This is a genomic window from Dactylosporangium sp. NPDC049742 (genome assembly GCF_040674675.1).
In the GTDB taxonomy this organism is placed as follows: domain Bacteria; phylum Actinomycetota; class Actinomycetes; order Mycobacteriales; family Micromonosporaceae; genus Dactylosporangium; species Dactylosporangium maewongense.
On the sequence record NZ_JBFANF010000066.1, the window covers coordinates 45303 to 67692 of the forward strand.

General features: G+C 67.4%; 18 protein-coding genes and 1 tRNA gene. 6 read left to right on the top strand and 13 right to left on the bottom strand.

Going from position 1 to position 22390, the window contains the following annotated elements; translation table 11 throughout:
• Positions 1 to 40: 40 nt before the first annotated feature.
• Positions 41 to 547, bottom strand: a complete 507-nt coding sequence (locus AB0J72_RS47885; protein ID WP_363412493.1) for an integrase core domain-containing protein — start codon at positions 545 to 547, stop codon at positions 41 to 43.
• Here AB0J72_RS47885 and AB0J72_RS47890 point away from each other — a divergent pair.
• Positions 428 to 1027, top strand: a complete 600-nt coding sequence (locus AB0J72_RS47890; protein ID WP_363412495.1) for a Dyp-type peroxidase domain-containing protein — start codon at positions 428 to 430, stop codon at positions 1025 to 1027. The genes AB0J72_RS47885 and AB0J72_RS47890 overlap by 120 nt on opposite strands.
• Here AB0J72_RS47890 and AB0J72_RS47895 read toward each other — a convergent pair.
• Positions 963 to 5768, bottom strand: a complete 4806-nt coding sequence (locus AB0J72_RS47895) for a hypothetical protein (protein WP_363412497.1) — start codon at positions 5766 to 5768, stop codon at positions 963 to 965. The genes AB0J72_RS47890 and AB0J72_RS47895 overlap by 65 nt on opposite strands.
• A gap of 420 nt (positions 5769 to 6188) precedes the next feature.
• The gene (locus AB0J72_RS47900) at positions 6189 to 10475 is read right to left on the bottom strand and encodes a hypothetical protein (protein WP_363412499.1); all 4287 of its coding nucleotides are present in this window, start codon (positions 10473 to 10475) and stop codon (positions 6189 to 6191) included.
• A gap of 700 nt (positions 10476 to 11175) precedes the next feature.
• On the opposite strand from AB0J72_RS47900, the gene AB0J72_RS47905 reads away from it, so the two are divergent.
• Entirely contained in the window at positions 11176 to 11592 is a 417-nt protein-coding gene (locus tag AB0J72_RS47905) for a hypothetical protein (protein WP_363412501.1), read from the top strand.
• A 19-nt stretch (positions 11593 to 11611) separates the two neighbouring features.
• Here AB0J72_RS47905 and AB0J72_RS47910 read toward each other — a convergent pair whose 3' ends face one another.
• The 8 genes from AB0J72_RS47910 to AB0J72_RS47945 form a co-directional block, all read right to left on the bottom strand.
• The gene (locus tag AB0J72_RS47910; RefSeq protein WP_363412503.1) at positions 11612 to 11872 is read right to left on the bottom strand and encodes a helix-turn-helix domain-containing protein; all 261 of its coding nucleotides are present in this window, start codon (positions 11870 to 11872) and stop codon (positions 11612 to 11614) included.
• 131 nt (positions 11873 to 12003) lie between these two features.
• Positions 12004 to 13002, bottom strand: a complete 999-nt coding sequence (locus tag AB0J72_RS47915; protein WP_363412505.1) for a site-specific integrase — start codon at positions 13000 to 13002, stop codon at positions 12004 to 12006.
• A gap of 41 nt (positions 13003 to 13043) precedes the next feature.
• Positions 13044 to 13547, bottom strand: a complete 504-nt coding sequence (locus AB0J72_RS47920) for a hypothetical protein (RefSeq protein ID WP_363412507.1) — start codon at positions 13545 to 13547, stop codon at positions 13044 to 13046.
• 180 nt (positions 13548 to 13727) lie between these two features.
• The gene (locus tag AB0J72_RS47925) at positions 13728 to 14759 is read right to left on the bottom strand and encodes a site-specific integrase (RefSeq protein ID WP_363412509.1); all 1032 of its coding nucleotides are present in this window, start codon (positions 14757 to 14759) and stop codon (positions 13728 to 13730) included.
• The gene (locus AB0J72_RS47930) at positions 14756 to 15094 is read right to left on the bottom strand and encodes an AbrB/MazE/SpoVT family DNA-binding domain-containing protein (protein ID WP_363412511.1); all 339 of its coding nucleotides are present in this window, start codon (positions 15092 to 15094) and stop codon (positions 14756 to 14758) included. Before AB0J72_RS47930 ends, AB0J72_RS47925 begins: the two co-directional genes overlap by 4 nt.
• A gap of 246 nt (positions 15095 to 15340) precedes the next feature.
• Positions 15341 to 15426 (bottom strand) — tRNA-Leu (locus AB0J72_RS47935).
• 181 nt (positions 15427 to 15607) lie between these two features.
• On the bottom strand, positions 15608 to 15754 hold the full coding sequence (locus AB0J72_RS47940; RefSeq protein ID WP_169788941.1) for a GPGG-motif small membrane protein: 147 nt from the start codon (positions 15752 to 15754) through the stop codon (positions 15608 to 15610).
• Positions 15755 to 15805: 51 nt separating this feature from the next.
• The gene (locus AB0J72_RS47945; protein WP_363412513.1) at positions 15806 to 16450 is read right to left on the bottom strand and encodes a hemerythrin domain-containing protein; all 645 of its coding nucleotides are present in this window, start codon (positions 16448 to 16450) and stop codon (positions 15806 to 15808) included.
• 143 nt (positions 16451 to 16593) lie between these two features.
• On the opposite strand from AB0J72_RS47945, the gene AB0J72_RS47950 reads away from it, so the two are divergent.
• From AB0J72_RS47950 to AB0J72_RS47965, 4 genes are all read left to right on the top strand, one after another.
• Positions 16594 to 17424, top strand: a complete 831-nt coding sequence (locus tag AB0J72_RS47950) for an SGNH/GDSL hydrolase family protein (RefSeq protein ID WP_363412515.1) — start codon at positions 16594 to 16596, stop codon at positions 17422 to 17424.
• 83 nt (positions 17425 to 17507) lie between these two features.
• Positions 17508 to 18809 carry a M20/M25/M40 family metallo-hydrolase gene (locus AB0J72_RS47955; protein WP_363412517.1) on the top strand — a complete coding sequence of 434 codons (1302 nt, stop codon included), beginning with the start codon at positions 17508 to 17510 and terminating at the stop codon, positions 18807 to 18809.
• Between the two features lie 43 nt (positions 18810 to 18852).
• Entirely contained in the window at positions 18853 to 19563 is a 711-nt protein-coding gene (locus AB0J72_RS47960; protein ID WP_354902677.1) for a hypothetical protein, read from the top strand.
• A 1256-nt stretch (positions 19564 to 20819) separates the two neighbouring features.
• A complete protein-coding gene (locus AB0J72_RS47965) occupies positions 20820 to 21146 on the top strand; it encodes a hypothetical protein (RefSeq protein WP_363412519.1) in 327 nt (108 codons plus the stop codon).
• Positions 21147 to 21227: 81 nt separating this feature from the next.
• On the opposite strand, the gene AB0J72_RS47970 is transcribed toward AB0J72_RS47965, so the two are convergent.
• Complete coding sequence (locus AB0J72_RS47970; protein ID WP_327010753.1) at positions 21228 to 21419, bottom strand: DUF5703 family protein; 192 nt, start codon at positions 21417 to 21419, stop codon at positions 21228 to 21230.
• Positions 21420 to 21431: 12 nt separating this feature from the next.
• Positions 21432 to 22388, bottom strand: a complete 957-nt coding sequence (locus tag AB0J72_RS47975) for a hypothetical protein (protein WP_363412521.1) — start codon at positions 22386 to 22388, stop codon at positions 21432 to 21434.
• Between the last annotated feature and the right edge of the window lie 2 nt (positions 22389 to 22390).

Below are 22390 nucleotides of genomic sequence, written 5' to 3' on the forward strand. Positions count from 1 at the left end.
GCTGTTGGCCCGAACGCTCGGCAGCGGATCAACGAACGACCTACGACCTACGAGGTTCGCAGGGCCTGGTGGACTCAGAGGGCGGGGCTTCGCCCCTGATCTTGGACACGCATAATGCGGCTTGGGGCAGCGTAGCTGAGGTCGGTCGGGTGGCCGTTTCGTAGGCGATCGGTGATTGGTGGCCGAGCCGGGAGTGGCGGCGGACGGTGTTGTAGCGGTGCAGCCATCGGAACGTGGTGAGTCGGGCGTCGTGTTCGTCGGTGAAGGCGCGGCGGCCTTGCAGCGTCTCGCATTTGAGGCTGGCGTTGAACGATTCCGCGGCTGCGTTGTCCGTGCTGCTGCCGATGGCGCTCATCGACTGCCGGACGCCGGCGGCGGTGCAGGCGGCGGCGAACGCTTTCGACGTGTATTGGTCCCTGTCGCTGTGGTGAATCAGCTGGCCGTCGCGGACGTCACGCGACCAGATGCCGTCCTCGAGCGCGGCCAGGATCAGATCGGTGTCACAGCGGTTCGAGGTCTTCCAGCCCACGATCCGCCGGGAGAACACGTCCCGGATGCCGCGCTTACCGTTACGGTCGGCTTCGGACCGCCGCTGTTCGCGGAGGGTCGGTTCGGGCTGGCGGGCCGGAGCCCGGCGGCGCTGGTCGAGCTGCCCGCGTTTTCCCGGTCAGTTCCTCGAACCGGCTGTCGGCGGCGGCTGCCTTGGCGGGATCGCCCGAACGCTGCGTTGTTGCTGGCGGCCATCGCCGACTCTGACCGCGGCTTCGACGCGGTTGTGGTGGGGGAGTACGAGCGGGCGTTCGACGGCGATCAGGTGTTGTCGTTGCTGCCGCTATTTGAGCAGCACGGCGTGCAGCTGTGGCTGCCGGAGGCGCACGGCCCGGTCAATTCTGCTGAGCCGGCGCGCCGGGCGTCGCTGATGCTGCTCGGGGCGCAGTCGAAGCGGGAGGTGGCTGACTGCGTCAGTGGAACATGTCTTCCATGCGTTCGGCCATGTGTATGGCCTGGTTCCAGCCGGCGCGTATGAAGGTTTCGAGGAGTTTGCGTACGGCGGTTGTGCATTCGGGGTCTCCGAGGACGAGGTCTCGATGGTCGGCCAGGTATCGGGTGATGAGTTGAAGGACGGCGTCCACAGCGAGTGGTTCTTGGGCGTAGGCGCGGTCGTCGGCGGCGGACCGGACGGCGGCGATGAGGACAGCTTTGGGCTGTTCGGCGCTGATGTGATCCAGAGTCTGGATGATGTGATGGGTAACGGCTGGGTGGTGGATGTGGCCGTAGGCTTCGAGTAGAGGGACTGCGCGTTCGGCGAACCTGGTTGGTTTGCCGCGTGCAGGGCGAGACGTAGCCGGTTTCTGGTCGTCGAATGCTCCGCTGGCGAAATACAACTGTTGTGTGGCGTGGTGGGCGACGACGGCGACGTTGCTCGCGGCCTGCTTGAGTCGTTCGTCGGCTGTGGTGGCCTGCGTGACCTGCTGCCAAATGGCGTGTGCTTGTTCGAGTGGCAGAGCCAGCAGCGCGAACGCCCGTTCCTGCGTCTGATCGAGGGTTGAGTCGGCGGGGTTCAAGTAGTCGCGCAGCCAGGAACATACGCGAGATGCCCGATTGGGGTGGTTGGCCGGCAATGACAGCCAGGTTTGGATGGTGCGGCTTGCGAAGGCGGTGGATTCAGTAGTGGCGAGGATGGTTAGGGCGCCTACCGCTTGGTGTGTATGGTCGTTGCCGCCAAGGGCGTCGTCGCCGCTAGTGTCTCCGGCGAGCACGGCCCACTGGGGGGAGTCGGCCATGTTCTGGAGGATCTGATCCATCGCGGCGGGTTCGGATCTCAGGTAGCGGTTGGCGGTCGTCACGATGAGTTGTGTGAGGATGTGCTTGTCGGTTTCGGTGATCAGGCGGTGTCTCAGCTGGCTTCGGAGATCGTCGGGTTCTTCGAAGATTGCCGCGATGGCATCGAGGCTCAACAGTCGGTAGACGAGGCTGTCGGAGTCCAGGAGTGGTTGCACAAGGCGGCGAAGCTTGTGCCCGTGCGCGGTTCGCCAGGCAGGTTGTCGCAGGAGGGCAGTAAGTCCCTGTAATGCAGTCGTGGATGGGGTAACGGCATAGGCCCCGTTCCAGTCGCTGTCGGCCGCATCGCCGCGGCGTGTTTTCGCTGCTGGAGGGCATGCCGCCATGAGTGCATCCAGCACCTGCGTGCCGAAGACCGAACCAACGTCGACCTGGCGTGATCGGGCGAGTTGGAGCGCCGCCTCAAGCAACGTCCGATGTGCTTCCCCTAGATCGCTACCGCCGTCAGAGACGGCGATTTCGGTGTGGAGCCGTACCCAGCTGGCCGGGAGTCTGTGGCCGGCTTGCTCTCTGACGGCTGGGTCGTCGTGGTTGAGTTGGCGCAGGTGCTCAGCGACCTCGTAAAGCGCTGTGGTGAGCGGACCACCTGGTGTCGGCGAGTCATCTGGTTCTGGTTCCCAGGCTGCGTCCGGTGCCCTGTCGGGCTCCGGCATTTCCGGAAGAACTGATAGTGGCCTGCCGCTGGCTGTCATCTCGGTGAGGTGCCGCTCGACGACCGGGTCGCTGACCTTCGTCCGGTCGAGCGCGGCAACGAGGATGTCCCTCCGCCTTTGCTGCCGGGCGTTCGCACGGTTTCTCCACCCCGGGTCGTCTGCGTCGTCGCTGTCGTCTGGTTCTGGTTCGGTCGCGGCAAGGATCGCTGCCTCGACGGCTAGGTGGTCTGTCGGGTCGATGAAGGCCGAAACCCGTTTGGTGAGGTGCCCTGCATAGACCCAGGTCTCGGAGCTGGAAAACAGGGCCTCAGAGGCCAGCGCGGGCGCGAGTGCGAGAGCCAACGTCGGCGATTCGGCAGTCACTGCACGGTGAAGGAGCGACTGCCAGACCTCGCAGTGGGTCAACCCGCCGATCAGAAGCGCGGCAACGGGGCCTAGAGCCGTCGGTTGTGGCGGCAAAGAGGTCTTGTCCTGCTCGGCACTTTCAAGATCTTCGGACGCTGCAAGGCGGCCGAGCGTGTCGACCAATGCCGCAGTCATGGTCTGCGCTGCGTCGTGTCCTCCTGAATACCGCAGCGTTTCACCGAATCGAATGTGAGGCCGGGCCGCCGACGGTCTGCTGTGGTCCCACCGGAACATCCGTGGGGCTTCGACGACGCGGATGAGCAACCTGGCGGCGGCCTCGGGATCGACGGCGGCGACCGCCTGAAACTTGGTGCCGACGCTGTAGCGAGCGGTGTCAAGATCTTGAGCTCGGGTGCTGGTGAGCGACATGATCCTACTGTCGTTGATGCTTGTCTTCTCTGTGCTGGTCTCGTCGAGCTCCCATATGCTTGCACCGATTTCCACGGCGAGGTCCGGCGCTTGGCGTGCAATATCTGGAAGACGGTCGACGAGGCGTAGAACAACAGTCGTTCCCCAGGCCTGCATGGTGGAGCGTGCGATGACGGCAACGGCGGCCGATGCGGTCGTCGCAGCGTCGAGGACCACAGCGATGGCGAAGATGCGGCTGCTGACATCAGCAAGCTGCCTGCGAGATGCATCATGCGGGCCGCGAAGCGCGATCGTCATACAGGCGGCCGCGGCGCGCGTCCAGTGATGTGCAGCTGGTGTGTTCGGGTCCGGTTCGTTGGTGCCGTGCACTCGGCCCAACAGCTGGGCGGCGAGTAGCGCGAGATCGATGTCGTCACGGGCTTGGGCGAGAATGGCGAGATCGTATGCCGCTGCGCTGACTGCTTCAAAGGCTATGGATCTGGTCGTGCTGTGGACCCCGACCGCAGCCGCGACCAGGAACATGAGTCGTTGTGCGCCGGATGCGGTCCAGCGGCCGCCGGCGGAGTCGGCCCCGGTACAGGCTCTGGTGAGGTGCCGCAGGTCATCTGCCGACGCAAGGTGTTGAGCGGCGATCGAGGCCGCGGCGGCAGCGGCCAGTTCATGGCCCGCATCGCCAGCGGCGAGTCGTAGGGCGAGCTGCCAGAATGAGGTTCGGCTCGGGTCAGTGCGCCACGAAATCCCCAGCCGATAGTCAAGGCTTGGCCGGACGATCATCGAAAGGTTCGGGTCATCATCGAGCCTGTCCGCCAAACTGTCGGCAACTGTGACGTCCCCCAAGGCGAGGACAGCAACCGCATAGTCGAACAGGACGGGGTGGGCGAGCGCGATCGGCGGGTTCGGATAGCCAGGCTTGCGCGGCAGCTCCCGCACGACGCCGTCGCGGATCAGTTCGCGCAGAGCGGTACGAGCCGCTCCGTCGATGCGCAGCGTGGCAGGATCACCCACCTGCTGGCGGCGGTCAGTGACCATATGTTCGATGGTCGCCCGCAGAGCGCAGGTGCGGTCGTAGCTGTTCCCGCTGTCACCGGTCACCCGGTACAGCCAATATTGATCCAAGAGGTCGATGCGGCTGGTAACCAGGTCGAGGCCGGTGAGCAGGCCCGCGGCCAGCAGTTTCCCGGCAATGTCGATATTGAAGGGATTCGCCATGATCTGCCGCACCCGCGGGTCAGCTGCCTGAATGACGCGAGCCATGTGGGGACTCGCCTCGAGCAAGGGGCCGAGTTCTTCGTCGTCGAGGTCTTCGACAAGGAGGTGCCGGATGTCGTGAAGGTCCAGGTCTGAGTGCTGGGCGTCGACGGGCTCGCCGCCGAACATCTCCTTCCAGCGACGCCCTTGCCGCAGGTCGAAGCTTCTGATGCTCGCCACGATCCGCCATCGTGTGCCCCGCAACTGGCTCGCGAGGTGTGAGAGCCATCCAGAGGCGTCGGCGCCCCGAGTCTGATCAAGTCCATCGAGCAGCAGCACTCCGCGTCTTGGCCCCGGCCAGCCGCGCAGCACCTCGATGAGGTCATGTCGCAGATTCAGCTCCTGTCGGGTCTGCCCTGCGGAACCCCGCAACTCGTCGGCCCGCAACACGACGAGATCCGCTTGGCGGCCGATCTCCGACGCGTACGCGGACATCAGGGCACTCTTGCCGCTGCCGGGAGCACCGGTGATTGCCACATTTCCGGTTGCGACCGCAAGTAGCGGCCCGACGGATCTGGAGAGTGTGACCGGCCCGTCCGGTGTGGTGATGCTGACGTCTGCGGCCAGCGACTGGACGTTCTGAGCGGCCAACTGGCGAAGTTGTTGGATGTCGCGCCGGAGTCGCGTCGGCGCTTGAAAGTGGAAGCCTTCGCTCTCAAGCGCGGCGACGAGCGTGTCACGGTCAACCCACACCTGATCTTCGGCCATACGTTGGCACATGGTTGCTAGTGCGGCCCACAGTTTGCCGGCTTCATCCTGATCCAGGACAAGATCGACGAGCATCAGGCGGGCGGCCTGGTGATCCGCACCGCCGTCCCGCAGGTGCATGGCACGGACTCGGAGCGGGCGAACCAGCCGACGAAGCGTTGCGTCGTCAAGTTCGGTGCTGTTGCGTTCACGCCACAGTCGCTTCAGGTGTGAGCGGAGAGCGGCCAGGGCGTCTCGTTCATGAGTGTTGGTAGCCGCCTCATCCAGCGGTACCTCTTCAGGCCAGCCGGCGAGCCGGTGCGTCACGTCGGCCAGAGCCTGCCGTACCGTCTTGGGTGCACGATCGTCGGCCAGCACCAGAATTCGGTCTCTGGAAACGTCGATCGGACGCAGTACGTCCTGATGTGGCGGACAATCAGGAACGCCGGCCGCGAGCACGTCGACCAGCTGCCGCAACGCCTCTGCGAGAGCGCCGGTCGACGACAACTCTAGACGCAGACCCTGCTTCGCCTGAATCATCACCCAGCCGCCGTCGTCGGTCACGATGCCGACATCGTCAACCGGCCGCCCAGTCTGACCTCCCACGCCTGACACGCGATGGCCCGACGCCCAGGACGGCAGGCGCTGCTCCACGAGCAGATGTGCAGCGGCCCAAGCCAGACATCGTCCCTCGTGCCCGACGCCCCCAGCGTTGCTCGACCCGCCCTTCGACGACCGCGTCAAGACCGATCACCTCGCATCACTCGCGCGAACAGGAGCCCATACTGCACCGCCGTGCCCGTTCGGAACGGACTGACGTGCCAACGGACCGAACCTCGACAGGCGTCCTTCAGACCGGCGCGGCAACGGTGGGACGAAGCAGTCCTACCGTACGTCCGGTACCGCGCCCCGCTGCGGGCCCGACGTTGACTGGTTACTGGCGCTTGGCGCGGGCATCGCCGAGAGCTGACCCGAGCGAATGGATCAAGGTGATCCACCAATGTGTGTTGCCCGGATGCGCCGGCGCGACCAGCTGCTGGGTGTGGGAAGGTTACCGTTGATGACTAGCGCCGCAACGATTGACGGAGCCTCTGGATTTGTGAGGCCATGCAGGTCCGGCGTCAACGTCCACAGATAGTTCTCCGCGGTTGCGATGGGGCTGGCCTTGAGGCTCATGTCAAGGACGCAGAGGATAGACAGCCGGGCACCGTCTGCGGACGCGTACTGGGTTGGCTGGCCGATGTATTTGGTGATGTTGGCCGGGGTTACGGCGGTCTTCGAGACCTTCAGCTCGGCGGTGATGCCGTCGTGGCGAACGTCGACGAAGCCGAGGGCGAGGCGGGTGCCTCGCTCGACCCGTCCCCCGAGCTCATGATTCTTCATGAGGCGTTGGTGAAGGTCGTCGTGGAACTGTCGCTCGGTGACCTTGGTGCCACGCCTGTAGCGCGTCTCGAACGTCATGGCATGGCCGGCCGCAGAGATGGCGGTGAGCAGCCGGCAGAAGCCTTGGATCTGATCCTCGTCGTAGCCAGCGCCGTGCAGGTGTTCGTACAGCTTGAGGAGTCGCTCGTCGACCACGGGATACTTGGTCTTGGCGTCTCGGGACGCGTCGAACGGGCGCATGCGGAGCTGCACATGGCCGGCGATCTCGCACCGCTGATGGCGGCGTTCCCCGTCGCGATCACCCCGATAGGACAGCGCGACCCGGAACGGCGGTGCTGGACGTCCGGCCGCCAGACGGAAGCGGAGGACCAACGTGCCCTCACCCGCTAGCGTGCCGGGGACATGAGCATCCTGAGGCGGTCGGGACCACGTGAAGGACGGCATTTCTATCTCGGCATCGCTGAGATGGCTGACGAACTCAGCGTCAAGCCGGTCAGCCCAGTCGGGCCACCCATCAGTCCGGACTTCGAGACGAAGGGTGTAGACCGTCGTGGGTCGTAGCACCAGAGGCCCGGTGACCAGCATGTCGTCGATGTGGGTGATCACTACCGCGACTTTTGCCGGATCTGTCGGCTTCGGCGATGGTTGCGAGCGACCCGCCGGGACGTGTGGCCCGTGCACGAACAGCAGCGGCATGGGCAGCGCGGCCCACCGCACCAGCATCGGACCTACCTGGTCACCGGTGGTGATGGACGCCGCTTCGTCGAGGGCCGAGCGAACACGGGTACCAAGCGGATCATGTCCGTCCAACGCTCTGGAGACTTGCGCTGCGGCCGCTTGGGCGCGCCGCGTCGCGGCGGTATGTTGTGCGCGCGCCTGGGCGGCTTCAGCGTTGAGTTCGGCCGCGTCATAGCGCAGGAGATGGGCAGCAACGGTGCAAAGGGCTGCATAGGCTCGCATGTAGGCGGCAGTTGGAGTCTGACGCGCCACGTGCTGCGCCAGGTGCTGCGCGACCCCCGAAAGAGCGTCCGCCCGCTGCAGCAGATCGTCTACCTCGTCGTTCGCTGACGCAGGTTCGGCAGAGGCTGGCTGCGAGCTCCGTTCACCCGATGTCGAGTCGTCGAAGCTCGGCAGCGCCGGCATGGGCTGATTCGCAAGGAGCGCCCGTGCGCGCAAGCGCGGACTGATCTGCTGCCCGAGTTCGCGAAGATAGGGCAACCAGTCGCCGCTGTCATCCGCGGCCAGCGCCGCGCAGGCGTCGATCGCAGCCTGCCACTCAGGTCCAGCTTGTGCAGTGGTGCCAGCGACGCTGTCGAGAGCTGCCATAGCGCCGATTGCCGTCGCGACCAGCCGGTGGTACTCGAACGCCGGCCGGTCCGGGATCGCTCGCACAATGGCGGTCATGATGTCCGCCGCGTCATGTGCACGCGCGGCACGCCAGGCGACTTCGGCGTACTGTGCCGCCACGAAGCTCATGTCTGGGCCGAGCTCCACCGCAGCTGCACGCAATTCGGCAGTCGGCACGGCCAACAAGCCCGCACCGCACTCGAGCAGCGCAGTCAGCTCACTGTCCTCGCGATCGTTTACCCGATCGCCTACGTCGGGATCGCGCGCCTGTGCCAGCCGCAAGGCGGCCATCTGTGCGCTGCGCTGCACTTCTGGGTGCCACCGATGCTGAAGTACGATCTCCAACTCGTACGAGTCCAAGTACTGACACTTTTCCAGCACCACGTACTCGGCGCGTGCTTGATATTCCTGACCTTGCGAAAGGGCCAGGATCGCCTGGACTGCCGCTTGTAGGGTGTCAGTGTCGGGCGCCCCGTCCGCCACGCCAAACGCGTGCGCCAGCAGCCGCGTTCGATCGGCGTCCGTCCAATCAAGACCTACGGCCGCCGTCAGCAACGATCGGGCGACGATGGCGTAGCGGTCCTGCAGCAGGGCCGGCAGAAGGTCGCCGAGGCTGGACGGCACGGGATGGCGACGCCCGACTTCAGCCCATGCACTCAACGCGCGCGCCCGGGTCAGCACATCCGTACCCAGAAGGTACGTGTACAGACGTGGAAGTATCTTGTTCAACGCGCCCGGTTCGTGGCCATGTAGTCGGCCGAGCCGGCCGAGCAGCGGAACGAGAGTGCGAGCGATTGTCGGCTCGGTCGTTCTGGACTCGTCGATGGCAAGGATCTCAACCATAGCGGCAAGGACGCCGTGGAGATCTTGTGTCGCTAGGCGCTCCAGCACGTCGAGCAGCCGTTGCACGACACCACCCAGCCGACGTTGCCGAGCGGCTCGTTCCAGCTCGACCAGTTCGGCAGGCCTCGGATCCACCACGTGTAGGGGTGTGGGAGGCGGCCCTGCATTGATGGCGTCGATGGTCAGTACGACCGCTCCGGCGACAGCAGGTAGATCGTCGATCATCCATGCCGCCTCGTCGGAAGCCAGACTCTTCAACAGGTCGGCTGCATCTAGCGCGACCTTGTCGCCCCAGTCGCCACCGAGGCGTGCAAAGGAATGGTCGACAACGCCCCTGAAGCAGGACCTACGGTCCGCCTCGGCGAGGACGGGATCCCCTGGTTCACGCCACCGCTCTTGTCGATCGAGCAGCGAGCGTACACGGCTGAACACGCCGAACAGACGTCGCCGAACCTGTTCGTCGGCTTCCCCGGCAGCGCCGAGGACGGCGGTAGCGACATCGCCGACCCCACGCACGAGCATCACGGCCAGCGTGTACTGCACGTCGGCGATCGGATGGGAGCCGTGTGGATCTTCATCAACGCTGAGATTAGAGACGAGCGGAAAAGCCAAGCCACTTGCGAGCTCGGCGTGTGTAGCCGCCAGTCGCCGAACAGCGCCGGCAGCGGCGCACCGATCGCTGTCGCTGGCCGCAGTGATCGCGGCGGCTCGACTGGAGCCTGCTGGAAGGATTAGGGGGGACTTCGGCCGCGGCAAGCGCAACAGCTCGGACAGAACCTGCGAAACGCGATCCGGGACCACATCAGCGGCAAGGCGCAACGGCGATGCATCTGTGCTAACGATGGCAGGGCGGTACGCCCCGACACCCAGGACTTGCGGCGACCCGACGAGCCGAATCAGATTCGCGACTACCGAGGGGGTGAAGAGGTCCTCACTCACCTGTTCCGGGAAGCTGGCGACACAACGGCCAGCATCCCGGTTCAACCTGCCATCGAGGGTATGAAATGCAAGAGAGACCGCCAACGGCCGATGTTGCGGTAGCGCGCTGGCGAGAAGACGTAGCGGCTCCAGCAGGCTCACGAGCCGCTGGTCCTGGATCAACGAGGCCACGTGCTCGACGACGTCATCGGCGAACAGCTCAGGTGCGCGAGCTGCTAGTGCTTTCAGTCGTTCACAGGCCGCCGTCGCCGCTTCCCAGCCGCCATCGGCCAGCGGGTCGAGGTCGACGAGGCCGACGTCTTCCAAGGCGGCCGCCATGGCCGGATTGGCACCCACCGCCAACGCGCGCCGCCGCTCGACCCGCGTGGCCCATTGGGTATGGTCCGCGGCCGCCTGTTGCTGCGACTCCAGTTCCCGCCGGGCGTCGGCTGCGTCTAGCTCCTCCACGAAGCCAGCCAGCGTCGGCAGGCGGCCTGTCGGGCTGCGATGGGCACAGCCGACGCAGTTTGATCGGTAGAACCCAACGGCGAGAAACTCCAGGTTCATACCGCCCGTGGTCGTGGCCGACGCTGAACCATATGCACAGTGCACTCGCCGCATGCTGATCGGCAGGCCGGTCTGCGCTTCAACCTCGCTGTAACCGCCGATCTGATGAAACTCGACGTGCAGGCAATGATTGCGCGAAAGATCGACGACCCGCTGGTTGCGCTTGCCTATCGCAACCGCATCGTCGTACACACGCTCAAGTCGGCTCGTCACCACGCCAGTGTGCCGGAGGGGTACGACAAAAAGGCTGCCGGCGGTAGCGCTCCAGCGACGGCCATCTCCTGCGACCGACCGGATCAAGATCATCCGAAGGGAAGGGCTGGGCACAAAGCTATACGGATGCGCAGGTGCCAGCAGGCGTCGACCTTATTGGACTGGACGCGGGATGAGGTCGAGCCTGTCCCTACTCCGGGTGCTCAGCTTGTCGTTGCGATGGTGGTGGATGACAACGTCGCGGATACCCCTGAGCTGACCTCCGGATATGCCTCCGCTTCGTGACCTGGACACCCGACCTCGTTAGGTCGAACGGAACACACGCGTAGGTCACCAGCTGTTGCCGCCGCGCGAGTGGGTTCGCTATAGCTCGCTCGACCGTACTGACGACCCGCCATGACAGTGATGGGCCTCCAGCGCTTCGCCATGTGGCACCCCCTGGCACATGGCGAGAGTCGATGGGACCGAGCACCGTTGGAGCATGGTCACGACATCAAGCTCCGGTCAGCCCGCATCGGACTGTCGGCCGGACTTCGCTGCACTGTTTCCCATCGTCGAGCGAGCTGGCGAGCCGCAACTGACACCGCGGACCGCATCGTCCCTGTACACCGCGCTCTGTCTCCTCGCTGATGGTGCTGACCTTGACGTGGACGATCGTGATAGCGCTCCGATCAGACGGCGAGACACGGACGAGTGGAGAGTGCTCCACAGACTGCCCCGTATCTCCTGGCAGCAGAATAGTTCGTGGCGTCGGCGAGCCGCGGACGCCGCACGAAAGCTTGCCGACGATGTCGCCAACGGTCGACTGGTCAAGGCTCGATGCGTTGCCGAGGACCTGTTCCTTCGGCTCGCCATGGAAGACGCCGAGGATGACGCTCTGGACGCCGTCAACGACCCCGGTCATCCGAGCCATGCGCTGCCGATGCATCTTGACGACTACCTCTGGGACCTTGACGATGTCCTTCTTCTCCGCGACAGCGACCTGCTGCTGCTCGATGATCCGCGCAGCGCAACGTCTGTTGATCCCGGCGCGTGGGCAACTGCTGCGTACAGGTCGGGCGCGGTCGCGCCTGACCTGTGGTTTGAGCCGTTCCCGCGCGGCCTGCGCTACGCGTGAGGACAGTAGAAGGTGCAGCTCAACTAGGTCGACGTCGCGTACGTTGCCGTCGAGGGGGAGTGGCTGTGCTCTGCATTGGCTCGACTACCCGGAACGCCGAGAGCAGGTCTTCGTCGGTGAACCGAACCAGCCGACCGCCCAGTTTGTGGTGGCGCATGATGCCGTTGGCGACCCACTTGCGTATCGCGGACTCGGAGACGCCCAGCTTTTTTGCGGCCTCGCAGTATGTGTAGAAAACGAGCCCTTCCATCTGCCGCCCTCCAGTCGATCGCCTGTTCATTGAATGAACGAATGCTTCGGTCGCTCGTGGCGAGATTTGTGTTCGACTTAACAGAATTCGCCTGATTGGTGGTGGGTGAAGGGTTCGATTCCCTTCATCCGGGCCAGTGCCAAACGATGCTACCGGGCAGGTCAAAGGGTCGCTGGTGTCGACGGTGCGAGCGGGTGGGGTTCCCCGGTGAGCGCCGTGACGGCCAGGGCGACTTCGTAGATGTCGGCGCGGACGTACGTGGCGGTCGTGCCAGCGTCGCTCCGGCCGGTGTGGCCGGCGAACGTCTTGGCGACGGCGTAACTGAAGCGTCGTTCGACCCAGGTGAGCGTGGTGTGCCGAATCCAATGCGTGCTGATCTGCTGGATCTGGACCCAGGGCAGGTGCTTGCCGATCCTGGTCCAGAGGTAGTCGTACCGGCGGCGGGTGATGGGTTTGCTGTTGCGGTAGCGCAGGACCTTGTCGTTGGCGTCCATGGCACCGCGCTGCGCGGCGTGGTCGGCCAGGTCGTGCATGAGCGTGGGGGAGACCGGCTGCCACCGGACGGTTTCGCCCTTTTCGCGGAGTCGGATCACGCATTGTTGCGGGTCCAGATCCTGCAGACGGAGGGCGAGGGCGCCGCCGCGGCGACAGGCCGTTTCGATGTGCAGGCGGACGAGCAGCGCGTCGAGGTGGGGGTCGTTTCCCGTGGTGGAGGCGACCGCGACGACTTCCTGCAGTTGACTGTCGGACAGCGCTCTTCGCGTACTGGCAAGGCGTCGGGGCTTCGCGACTCGCGCGGCCGGATTCGCGGATTCGGACAACAGTCCGTCTGCGACAGCGTGCTTGTAGACGCATCGGAGCGCGGTGATCATGTTTTCGGCGGCGGACCGGCCGCCGCGTGAATTTCCCCGGACGACAGCAGTCAGGCGGGTGCGTTCCACCAGCTCTTTGATGTCCGAGGCGGTGGGATCGTCGAGCCTGCGGTCGCCCCATGCACTGCTGAGTCGCCGCCAGCAGGTGTCATAGGCCCTGCGTGTTGCGGGGCTCACTGCTGCGGCGACGCGATCGAGGTACTCCGCGAACGTCGGGACGGTCCGGACCGGAGCATCGACGAGGAGGTCCTGCGGCGACACGCCCATCCGATCGAGCAGCAATCGCAATGCTTGAACGTCAGCTGCTGCCGCCCCGCTGGAAGCCGCTGTCACGACGATCCTCGTTCGCGGTCGGACGCAAGCGCCGGGGCGGACAGGCGTTGAACAGCTGACATCGTGTAGACGATCATGAGGTCTTCGGTCGCGTCGGTAACGACGAGGAGCCGATCGCCGGCCGTGAGCTGCAGCATGCGCCGTACTGGTATGGGCAGCCTCAAGAAGCCCTGCCGATTCACGGCGGGGTCGCCTGCGGCGTCCGCGGCGAGCATGACGTGGTCCTGCGCCGGCTGGGATGTGACGGGCTGTCCGGCCGCCCAGCCAAGCGCCTTGACCGGGGACCGGTCGGCGAGCCTGCCACGGTCATCAATGGTGGTGACCACGCAGTAGATCGATGTGAAGGCTTGGGCAGTCGCGCCGCGGGGCGCCAGCAGCCCAAGCGGCGGAGCCGTCGGTGATCGATCGTGCGGCACCGATGGCCGTGCCCGCCCGAGCGCGGGTGCCGTGCCGGGGGAGGCGTCGCCGTCCTCGACCGGGCAAGGGTGCTTGGTGGACATCGGCACCTCCTCGGCGTCGGATTCGGGTCACCAGTTGCAAGCGGCTATCTGATGCTGCCCACTGGGGGCCGCGCACCGGAAGGCGGCAAGGGGTGCCACGATGACCGTTCGTCTGCCGACCTCGCTGCTTGTGCTGACGGCGGCGGTCGCAGGCAACCGCCGCCATCAATGCGGGAGGAGCTATGTGGCCAGCGGATGAGCTTCACCGGTGAGCGCGGCCAGCGCGGCCGCGATCTCCTGGAGGCTGGCTCGGACATACGTTGCCGTGGATCCGGCCTCGCTGCCGCTGCCGGCGTGTCCGGCGTAGTCGCGGGCGATGGCATACCCGAAGTTCCGCTCGACCCAGGTGAGGGTCGTATGCCGCAGCCAGTGCGTGCTGATCTGCTGCTTCTCCACCCATGGCAGGTGCCGGCCGACGCGAACCCAGAGATGGTCATAGCGGCGGCGCGTGATCGGACGACCGTCTCGGTATCGCAGCAACTGCCCGGCCGACGATGGACACCGGTCGGCAGCGTGCTGCTGCAGATGCCGCATGAGTGTGGGGGAGACCGGCTGCCAGCGAACGGTCTCACCCTTCTCGTGCAGCAGGATCAGGCACTGTTCTTCATCCAGGTCCGACCGCTGCAGCGCCAGCGCACCTCCGCGCCGGCACGCCGTCTCCGTGTGCAGTCGCAACAGCAGGCTGTCCAGGACCGGATCATCACCGGTCGTCGCGGCGATCTGGTTGATCTCTGCGATCCGGGTGTCGGCCAGGGCGCGGCGGGTGCTCTGCAACCGCTGGGGCTTCGCCACCCTGAGCGCAGGGTTCTGCGCCTCGGTCAGGTAGCCGTCTGCCACCGCGCGGCGGTACACGCACCGCAACGCGGTGATCAGGTTCTCCGCGGCGCTCCGTCCGCCGCGTGCGTTGCTGCGCACCACTCGGTGCGCCTTGACGTACTCGGCCAGCTTTTCGATGTCCGAGGGCACAACCTCGTCGAGCCGTCGAGCCGACCACTGCTCCAGAACCCGATTCCAGTAACTGGTGTAGGCCCGTCGACTGCCATCGCCCACGGCCGCGGACACCACCGGAATGTATTCGGCGAAGGTCGGGACCGCGGATGGTGCCGGCCGCCCATTGACCAGATCGTCGACGGAGACGCCCAGCCGACCCAACAGCAGCAGCGCCGCCTCGACGTCCGCCGGCCCAGCCGGCGCGACACCCGGGCCCGTCATCGGTCGTCCTCGGAAATCCGGGTCGCGTGAAGGTGGGCCACCATGGCGTCGACCGCTTCGAGTGGATGCACCACCAGCACCTTCGTCCCCAGATCGGCCACCACGAACACCCGATCGCCCACCTGCAGGCGGCACCAGTGCCGAACCGCAGCCGGCAGCACCACGTGCCCCTGACCACTGACGCTGAACACACCCTGCCGGTCCGCTGCGACCAGCAGCAGACCACCGCTCTCCCGCATATGCAGCCGCGTGCCAGGCGCCCACCCCAGCGCCCGAACCAAGGCCCGGTCGGCGATCCGACCGTGATTGTCGATCGTCGCTGTCCCGAATTCCAACGCCCGGGTGATTGGACGTCCGAGGTCCGCCAATGGCAGCGGTGGACGGCGGAGAGTGGTCCCGCCAGAGGTCGAGGATTGGGCGCTGAAAGCACTGGGAGGGACGACGGGAGCGATCGGTCGACGCGTCACCGTGAACACCCCCGACCGCAGCGATCGGCAGGTGTCGGTGGCAGAGATACAACAATCCCGTGTTCAAGCACGCTTGAACACGGGACACTGGGATGGCGCACGTATATCACAAATTGGTGTCGAAGGGGGGACTTGAACCCCCACGCCCTTGCGGGCACTAGCACCTCAAGCTAGCGCGTCTGCCATTCCGCCACTTCGACTTGCTCCGACCATCCTACCCGGTCGCTTTCTCACCGCCCGGCTGGCCGACGGAGACATTACACGGTCTACGCGGATCTTGGCGAATCGGGGGGTGCGACACGCGAAAGGGCCCCGGCGGAGGGGGGGAGCGCCGGGGCCCTTTCGCCTGGGTGGCCGGTGGGGGGTGCCGGCCACCCGACGTCAAACGTTGAAGATGCTCACGCCGCCCGGGCCTACGAGCAGGGCGACGACGATGAGGATGATGCCCCACAGGATCTGCCGGCGGAGGAGTGCGACGACGCCGGCGATGCCGATGAGCACAGCGATGATCCACAGAACAGTAGCCATGATGGTCTTGTACCTCCGGGGAGAGATCGATAAACGCAATCAGCCGGCCGGTCAGCCGGCCAGGTCCTCGGGCCAGGTGGTGCGGCGGGTGAGGACGTCGCGGACCTTGTCGACGACGGCGACGGCCGGGTCGACGAGCTTGTTGAGCGGCGGTTTGGCCGGGGTGTTGGGGTGGGGTCGGGTGGGTGCGGCGCCGCGGGCGATCAGGACGCGGTTGCCGAGCCGGACGAGCTCGGTGTCGCTGCACTGTTCGCGGAGACGGGGGAACACCCCCTTGCCGGTGCGGTCCGCGTGCGAGCGGACGTGGGTGGCGACCGCTTCCAGCGCGTCGTGGTACTCGGCACCGGAGGCGGCGGGGGTCGCGTGCAGCCGCTGCAGCGCGAGGAGCAGCTCCGCGTCCGCGGCGACCTCCTGCGAGGCGATCGGGTCGCCGTCGGGCAGGACGGCCTTGACCGTCGGGTAGAGGTACTGCTCCTCGGCGGACAGGTGCCGCGCGAGCGTCGCCACCAGTACGTCTTCGATGTCCTGCGGCCTGGCCTTCTCCTGCTCGCCGGGGGTCGCGAGCCGGTCGCAGAGCTGGGCGAGCTGCTGGTGGTCCTCGTCGAGGAGGTCGAGCATGCTCGGTCCGCCGAAGACGACCTCGTCGTCCTCGATGCCCGGCACCGGCGGTAGCGGCGGCAGCGGTGCGGCACTCACGTGCGCCTCCTCGATCGTTCGTTGTCGTTGCCGCGTCGGTACCCGAGGCGCAACTTCTTGAAACGAACGGTTACCGGCCAGTACGCTCCCATGTACCGCCTTCGATGGAAGCCGGCCGCCACCTGCTAAGGAGAGGGGCCGCCATGTCCCTCACCAGGCGGGGACTGACCGTCCTCGCCGCCACCCTGGTCGTGCTGCTGGGAGCCACCGCCCCCGCGTACGCCGCAGCCGGGCCGCCACCCGGATCGATCGCCAGCATGGGCGACTCCATCACCCGCGGGTTCAACGCGTGCGGATGGTTCGCCGACTGCCCGTCCCGCTCGTTCAGCACGGGCAGCACAGCCTCCGTCAACAGCCACTTCCTGCGGATCCGCGCGGTGAACCCGGTGATCGACGGCCAGTCGTACAATGACGGAAAAAGCGGGGCGAAAGCCGCTGACATGCCAGGTCAGGCCCAGACCGCCGTCTCGCAGCGCGTCGCTTACGTCACGATCCTGATCGGCGCCAACGACGCCTGCACCTCGTCGGAGTCGACGATGACCAGCGTGGCCGGGTTCCGGGCGTCGCTGGACGCGGCCCTCGGCACGTTGAAGGCCGGCCTGCCCGACGCGAAGGTGCTGCTCATCAGCGTGCCCGACCTGAAGCGGCTCTGGCAGGTCGGCAAGGACAGCTCCGGCGCGCGCACGGCCTGGGGCCTGTTCGGCATCTGCCAGTCGATGCTGGCCAACCCGACGTCGACCGCGTCCGCCGACACCGCGCGGCGCGACCGCGTCCGGCAGCGGGTCGCCGACTTCAACGGCCAGCTGGCGTCGGCCTGTGCGGCGTACGGCGCCAACTGCAAGTACGACGGCGGCGCCGTCTTCGGCTACCCGTTCCAGCTGTCGCAGATCTCGACCTGGGACTATTTCCACCCCAACGCGTCGGGGCAGGCAGTGCTCGCCTCGGTGAGCTACGCGGCCGGTTTCGGCTGGTGAAGTCCGTGTGGTCCGGTGACGCTTCGTGGTAGCCCACCGGACCACCCGCCGAAATTGTCACAGCCGCCTGGTATGACTTCTTCATGGACGCCACCGACGAGGTCATCGAGCTCTGCCGCGACCTGCTGCGCATCGACACCACCAACACCGGCGACCTGGAGACGAGCGCCGGGGAGCGGCTCGCCGCGGAGTATGTCGCCGAGAAGCTCGCCGAGGTCGGCCTCGATCCGCAGATCCACGAGAGCGCGCCCGGCCGGGCCAGCGTCGTCGCCCGCTTCGAGGGCAGCGACCCGACACGTGACGCGCTGCTGATCCACGGACATCTCGACGTCGTGCCCGCCGACGCCTCCGAGTGGTCCGTCGACCCGTTCGGTGGTGAGATCAAGGACGGCTACCTGTGGGGGCGGGGCGCCGTCGACATGAAGGACTTCGACGCGATGGTCCTGGCTCTTGTACGGCAGATGCGCCGCGAGGGCCGCAAGCCACCGCGGGACGTGGTGCTGGCCTTCGTCGCCGACGAGGAGGCCGGCAGCACCTATGGCGCGCAGTATCTCGTCGAGAAGCACCCGCACTACTTCGACGGGGTGACCGAGGCGGTCGGCGAGGTCGGCGGCTTCTCCGTCAGCGTCGGCGGCGACCAGCGCCTCTACCTGATCGAGACCGCGCAGAAGGGCATCGACTGGCTGCGGCTGCACGCCAAGGGGCGCCCCGGGCACGGCTCGATGATCAACGACGACAATGCGGTGACCGCGGTCGCCGAGGCCGTCGCGCGGGTCGGCCGGCACCGCTTCCCGGTGATCATGACGCCGACCGTGCGCGCGTTCCTGGAGCAGGTGTCGGAGATCCTCGGCATCGAGCTCGACCTCGACGACCCCGAGCGGGCCGTGGAGAAGATCGGGCCGATCGCGATGATCATCGGCGCGACGCTGCGCAACACGGCCAACCCGACCCGCCTCGCCGCCGGGTACAAGGACAACGTGATCCCCGGCCGCGCGTCCGCCACCATCGACTGCCGCACCCTGCCCGGGCAGTCGGAGGTGTTCGAGCAGCAGCTGCGCGACCTCGTCGGCCCCGACATCGAGCTGGAGTACATCCACCGCCAGGCCGCGCTGGAGACCACCTTCGACGGCGCCCTCGTCGACGCGATGACGGCTGCGCTCAAGGCGGAGGACCCCGGCGCGTTGCCCGTGCCGTACATGCTCAGCGGCGGCACGGACGCCAAGCAGTTCGACAAGCTCGGCATCCGCTGCTTCGGCTTCTCACCCGTGCGGCTGCCCGCCGACCTGAACTTCGGCGCGTTGTTCCACGGCATTGACGAGCGCATTCCCCTGGAGGGACTACAGTTCGGCGTGCGAGTCCTCGACAGGTTCCTGCAGCAATCCTGATCAACCCGACCGTCCCACCACCGATATCAGGGGGAGTCCCATCATGACCGACCGGCACGCGGAGCTTGACGCCGCGCTCGAGCGCGTGATCACGGCGGCCCGCGACCACCTTGCCGCGGTCAAGGCCGCCGACGGGCGGGCCGACGACGACGAGGTGTGGCGCGCCTATGTCGAGCTCAACAACGCCTCCAACGGCTACGACGAGCTCCTGCTCGACGCCTTCGGCGAGGTCACCCCGTGGGACGTCGAGGCCATCGACCCCGACGAGGCGGACCGCCAGTTCGGCGTCGGCATCGGCGGCGTCGACGGCACCGAGGCCGAAGACCCGCACCCGCAGATCATCTCCGTCCGCCAGCGCCGCGACTACCGCGTCCCCAGCGTCGCGGCCCTGCTCCGCCTCGCCGACGCCGCCCGCCGCACCAACCCCGGCGACGGCGACACCGCCTCCGTCGAGACGGTCGGCGAGGCCGTCCTCGAGCTGATGCAGGCCGGCGACGGCTCGCTCGGCGCCCTCGACATCCCCGAGCTGGAGTCCCTCGACGGCGTGGTCGTCGTCGCCGAGGTGGCCACCCCGCTCGACCCCGAGGCGTATGAGGACAACGACGGCACCGGCCCCTTCGCCGTCGGCGCCGAGGACCGCGTCGTCGACCGCCTCGACGAGCACGCGTTCGTCGAGCTGGACGAGGACCTCGACGAGGACGAGCCAGCCACGGGCGAGGCCTCCGACAAGAACACCGAGTCGGCCGACCGCTGACCGACCGCCGCAGCCGGGCCCCGCACCTACCGTGCCGGCCCGGCCGCGGCCGTCAGCCCTCGGCCGTCGGCCCACGCCGTCGGTCACATCTCGTCGCTGGTGCCGTCACCCGAGCCCACGTAACACGGGGGCCGGCACCCGGCGGCGACGCCTCCGAACCAGACCACCAAGCCCGCCGCCCGCCGCTGATCCGCTGCGCCTGAGTCAAGCGTCCGGAAGGTCTCGGAGTCCCGAGCACGATGTAGTCGTCGAACGTGCCGCCGCTGTTGCCGCCGGGTGCGTTGGGCGTTCGGGGCTCCGGCGGTCCAGTCCAGCCCGGCGCAGGGCCGCGGGCGAATCTGGTCGGCGTCAGGTGCTGTCCGCGTGCGGGTTGCCGATTCTTCTGGGTAACCGGACAGGCCAGCGCGGAGGTGGGTTCTTTCCGCTCAGGCTGGGAGCGGGCGCCAGGTGGCGTGGTTGCCGTCCGTGCCGTGGTTGCGGTGATGTTCCCCGGCCGCCGTCCTCACATGGTCCAGCGCCATCGAGGGCGTCCTTCGGTGCTTCCACACCGTCGTTGGCTTTCACAACCCACCCACATCAGACCGACCGCCGACGCCGCACCCGCCGACGTTGGTTTCACGACCCGTGCGCATCACACCGACCGCAGCCAGTGCTCGGGTGGTCTTGGACTTGTCTGCGGATCGATCGTGGTCATGGTCGTCGTGATCGAAGTCGGGTGGTGGTCGTCTGGGCGGCCAGGGGTGTCCTTCGATCATGGTGGCGGGTAGTTGCGGTCCGTGCCGTGGTCGCGGTGATGGTCTCCGGCGGCTGTTCTCGCGTGGTCGGGCGCTGTCGAGGGCGTCGCTCGTCGCTGCACGCCGGTGATCAGTGCGCATGAGGTCGAATGCCGGCGCTGGCGTTGCCGTCGTTTGGTTGCGCAGTCAGGGCCGTGATCGAAGTCGGGTGGTGGTCGTCCGGGCGGCCAGGGGTGTCCTTGGATCATGGTGGCGGGCGGTTGCGGTCCGTGCGGTGGGTGCGGTGATGTTTCCGGCCGCTGTCGTGCGCGGTCGAGCGCCGTCGAGGGTGTCACTCGGTGCTGCACGCCGATGACCGGTGCGCATCATTGCGATGGCCGGCGCCGGCGGGGTTGCGCAGTCGGGGCTGGTGATCGAAGTCGGGTGGTGGTTGTCCGGGTGGCCGGAGGTGGCCTTCGATCATGGGGGTGGGCGCTGTGGCCGGTGCCGTTGACTGAGGGCTGGGGCTGCGAGGATTGGCGGGTGGGGGCTGAGCAGGATGTGGGGGCGCGGCGGAGTGAGGCGATCACTGCGCTGCTCGGGGCCGGGCTGGCTGGGCCGCCGTCGAGGGCGGTGATGGTCGCGGCTCTGGGGGAGGCGCGGCGGGCGGTGCGGGAGCGCCGGGAGCGTGGGGTGGGGATCGGCGAGTGGCTGGACGGGAAGGTCCGGCTGCGGGGCATCCGGGAGAACGCGGCCGTGCTGGCCGTGCTCGAGGTGCCGGAGTGGCGGGACGGGGTCGCGGCCAGGTATCGCGGTGCGCATCCTGAGCGGGCGGGGGTCCTTGCGGCGGTGCTGGGCGTCATCGGTTAGGCGCCCGTTGTTCACCGGCCGTGGGTGGTCGGCGTGCGGCTGGGGCGCGCACGATGAGGGTGGATCGGTGGGACCGCTGGCCTACGTGCTGAGGCCGGGCATGGCGTCGCTGGTGAGTTTGCGGCGGAGCATGACCTGGCGGGTGCCGTCCGCGTAGAGGCGGACCCTGGCCAGCTCCCAGCCGCCGTATTCGGCCTGGATCGTCAGCTGTGCGTTGGCGGTGAGCCGGTCGACGTTCGACGGCAGCCGCAACGGCACGTATTCGTAGTCCATGAACCGATATTGCTACGGCGAAATGCGCTGCACCAGCCCTTCAGCCGACCCGGCGACGGCGACCGTGCCGGTGGAGGGGTCGGCGGCGACGGCGATCGGGAGGCGGACGGTAGGGTGGCGCGCGATCTCGCGGGGGGTGCCGCCGCTCAGGTCGTAGCCGACCACCTCGTTACGTTGCGTGACTGTGACCCACAACACGGAGCGGGCGAAGGCGAGGGCGTACGGGCCGCCGGGGACGGGGTAGCGCTGGCGCAGGAGGAGCGGGCCGGTCTCGAAGACCAGGAGTTCGCCGTCGCGGGCGTCGAGGACCAGGAACCTGCCGGTGTCGTCGGTGGTGACGGTGACGGCGCCGTCGCCGGCGCGGAGGCCTTCGCGGCGGGTGCCGGAGGTGGCGTCGTACACGGTGAGTGACGTCTCGGCCGGGTCCAGGACGCCGATGAGGTCGCCGGTGAGGGCGACGCTGCCGGGGCGGCCGCCGGTGTGGATGGTGCGGGTGACGGCGCCGGTGGGGGAGAGGATGATCACGTCGCCGAGGGTGGGGACGGTGACCGCGGTCCAGCCGGACGGGTGCACGGCGAGGGCGGTGCCGGGGGCCGGGAGATCCCAGCGAACCGCCGGACCGCCACCGCCGACGGTCACCACGGTGCTGCCCGCCACGGCGCGGAAGCCGCCGCCGGACGGGAGGGCGACCACGGCTCGTACAGGAGCCGCCGTGGGCGACAACGCAGTGCCTGAGGTGTCCAGAACGGCGAGGCCGGACGGCAGCCCGACCGCTGTTTGCGACCCGGAGACGGCGACGGCGGAGGCGGGTCCACCGGCCGGAGCGACGGTCCCGGCGGGTGAGACGGACGGTGCCGGCGCCCAGGTGGGGGTCGGGACCGTCGCGTCCGGGTGGCTGACCGGAGCGCCGGAGTCGCACGCGGCGAGGAGCGCTACCAGTACCAACGACGACAACGACGAACGGATCATGA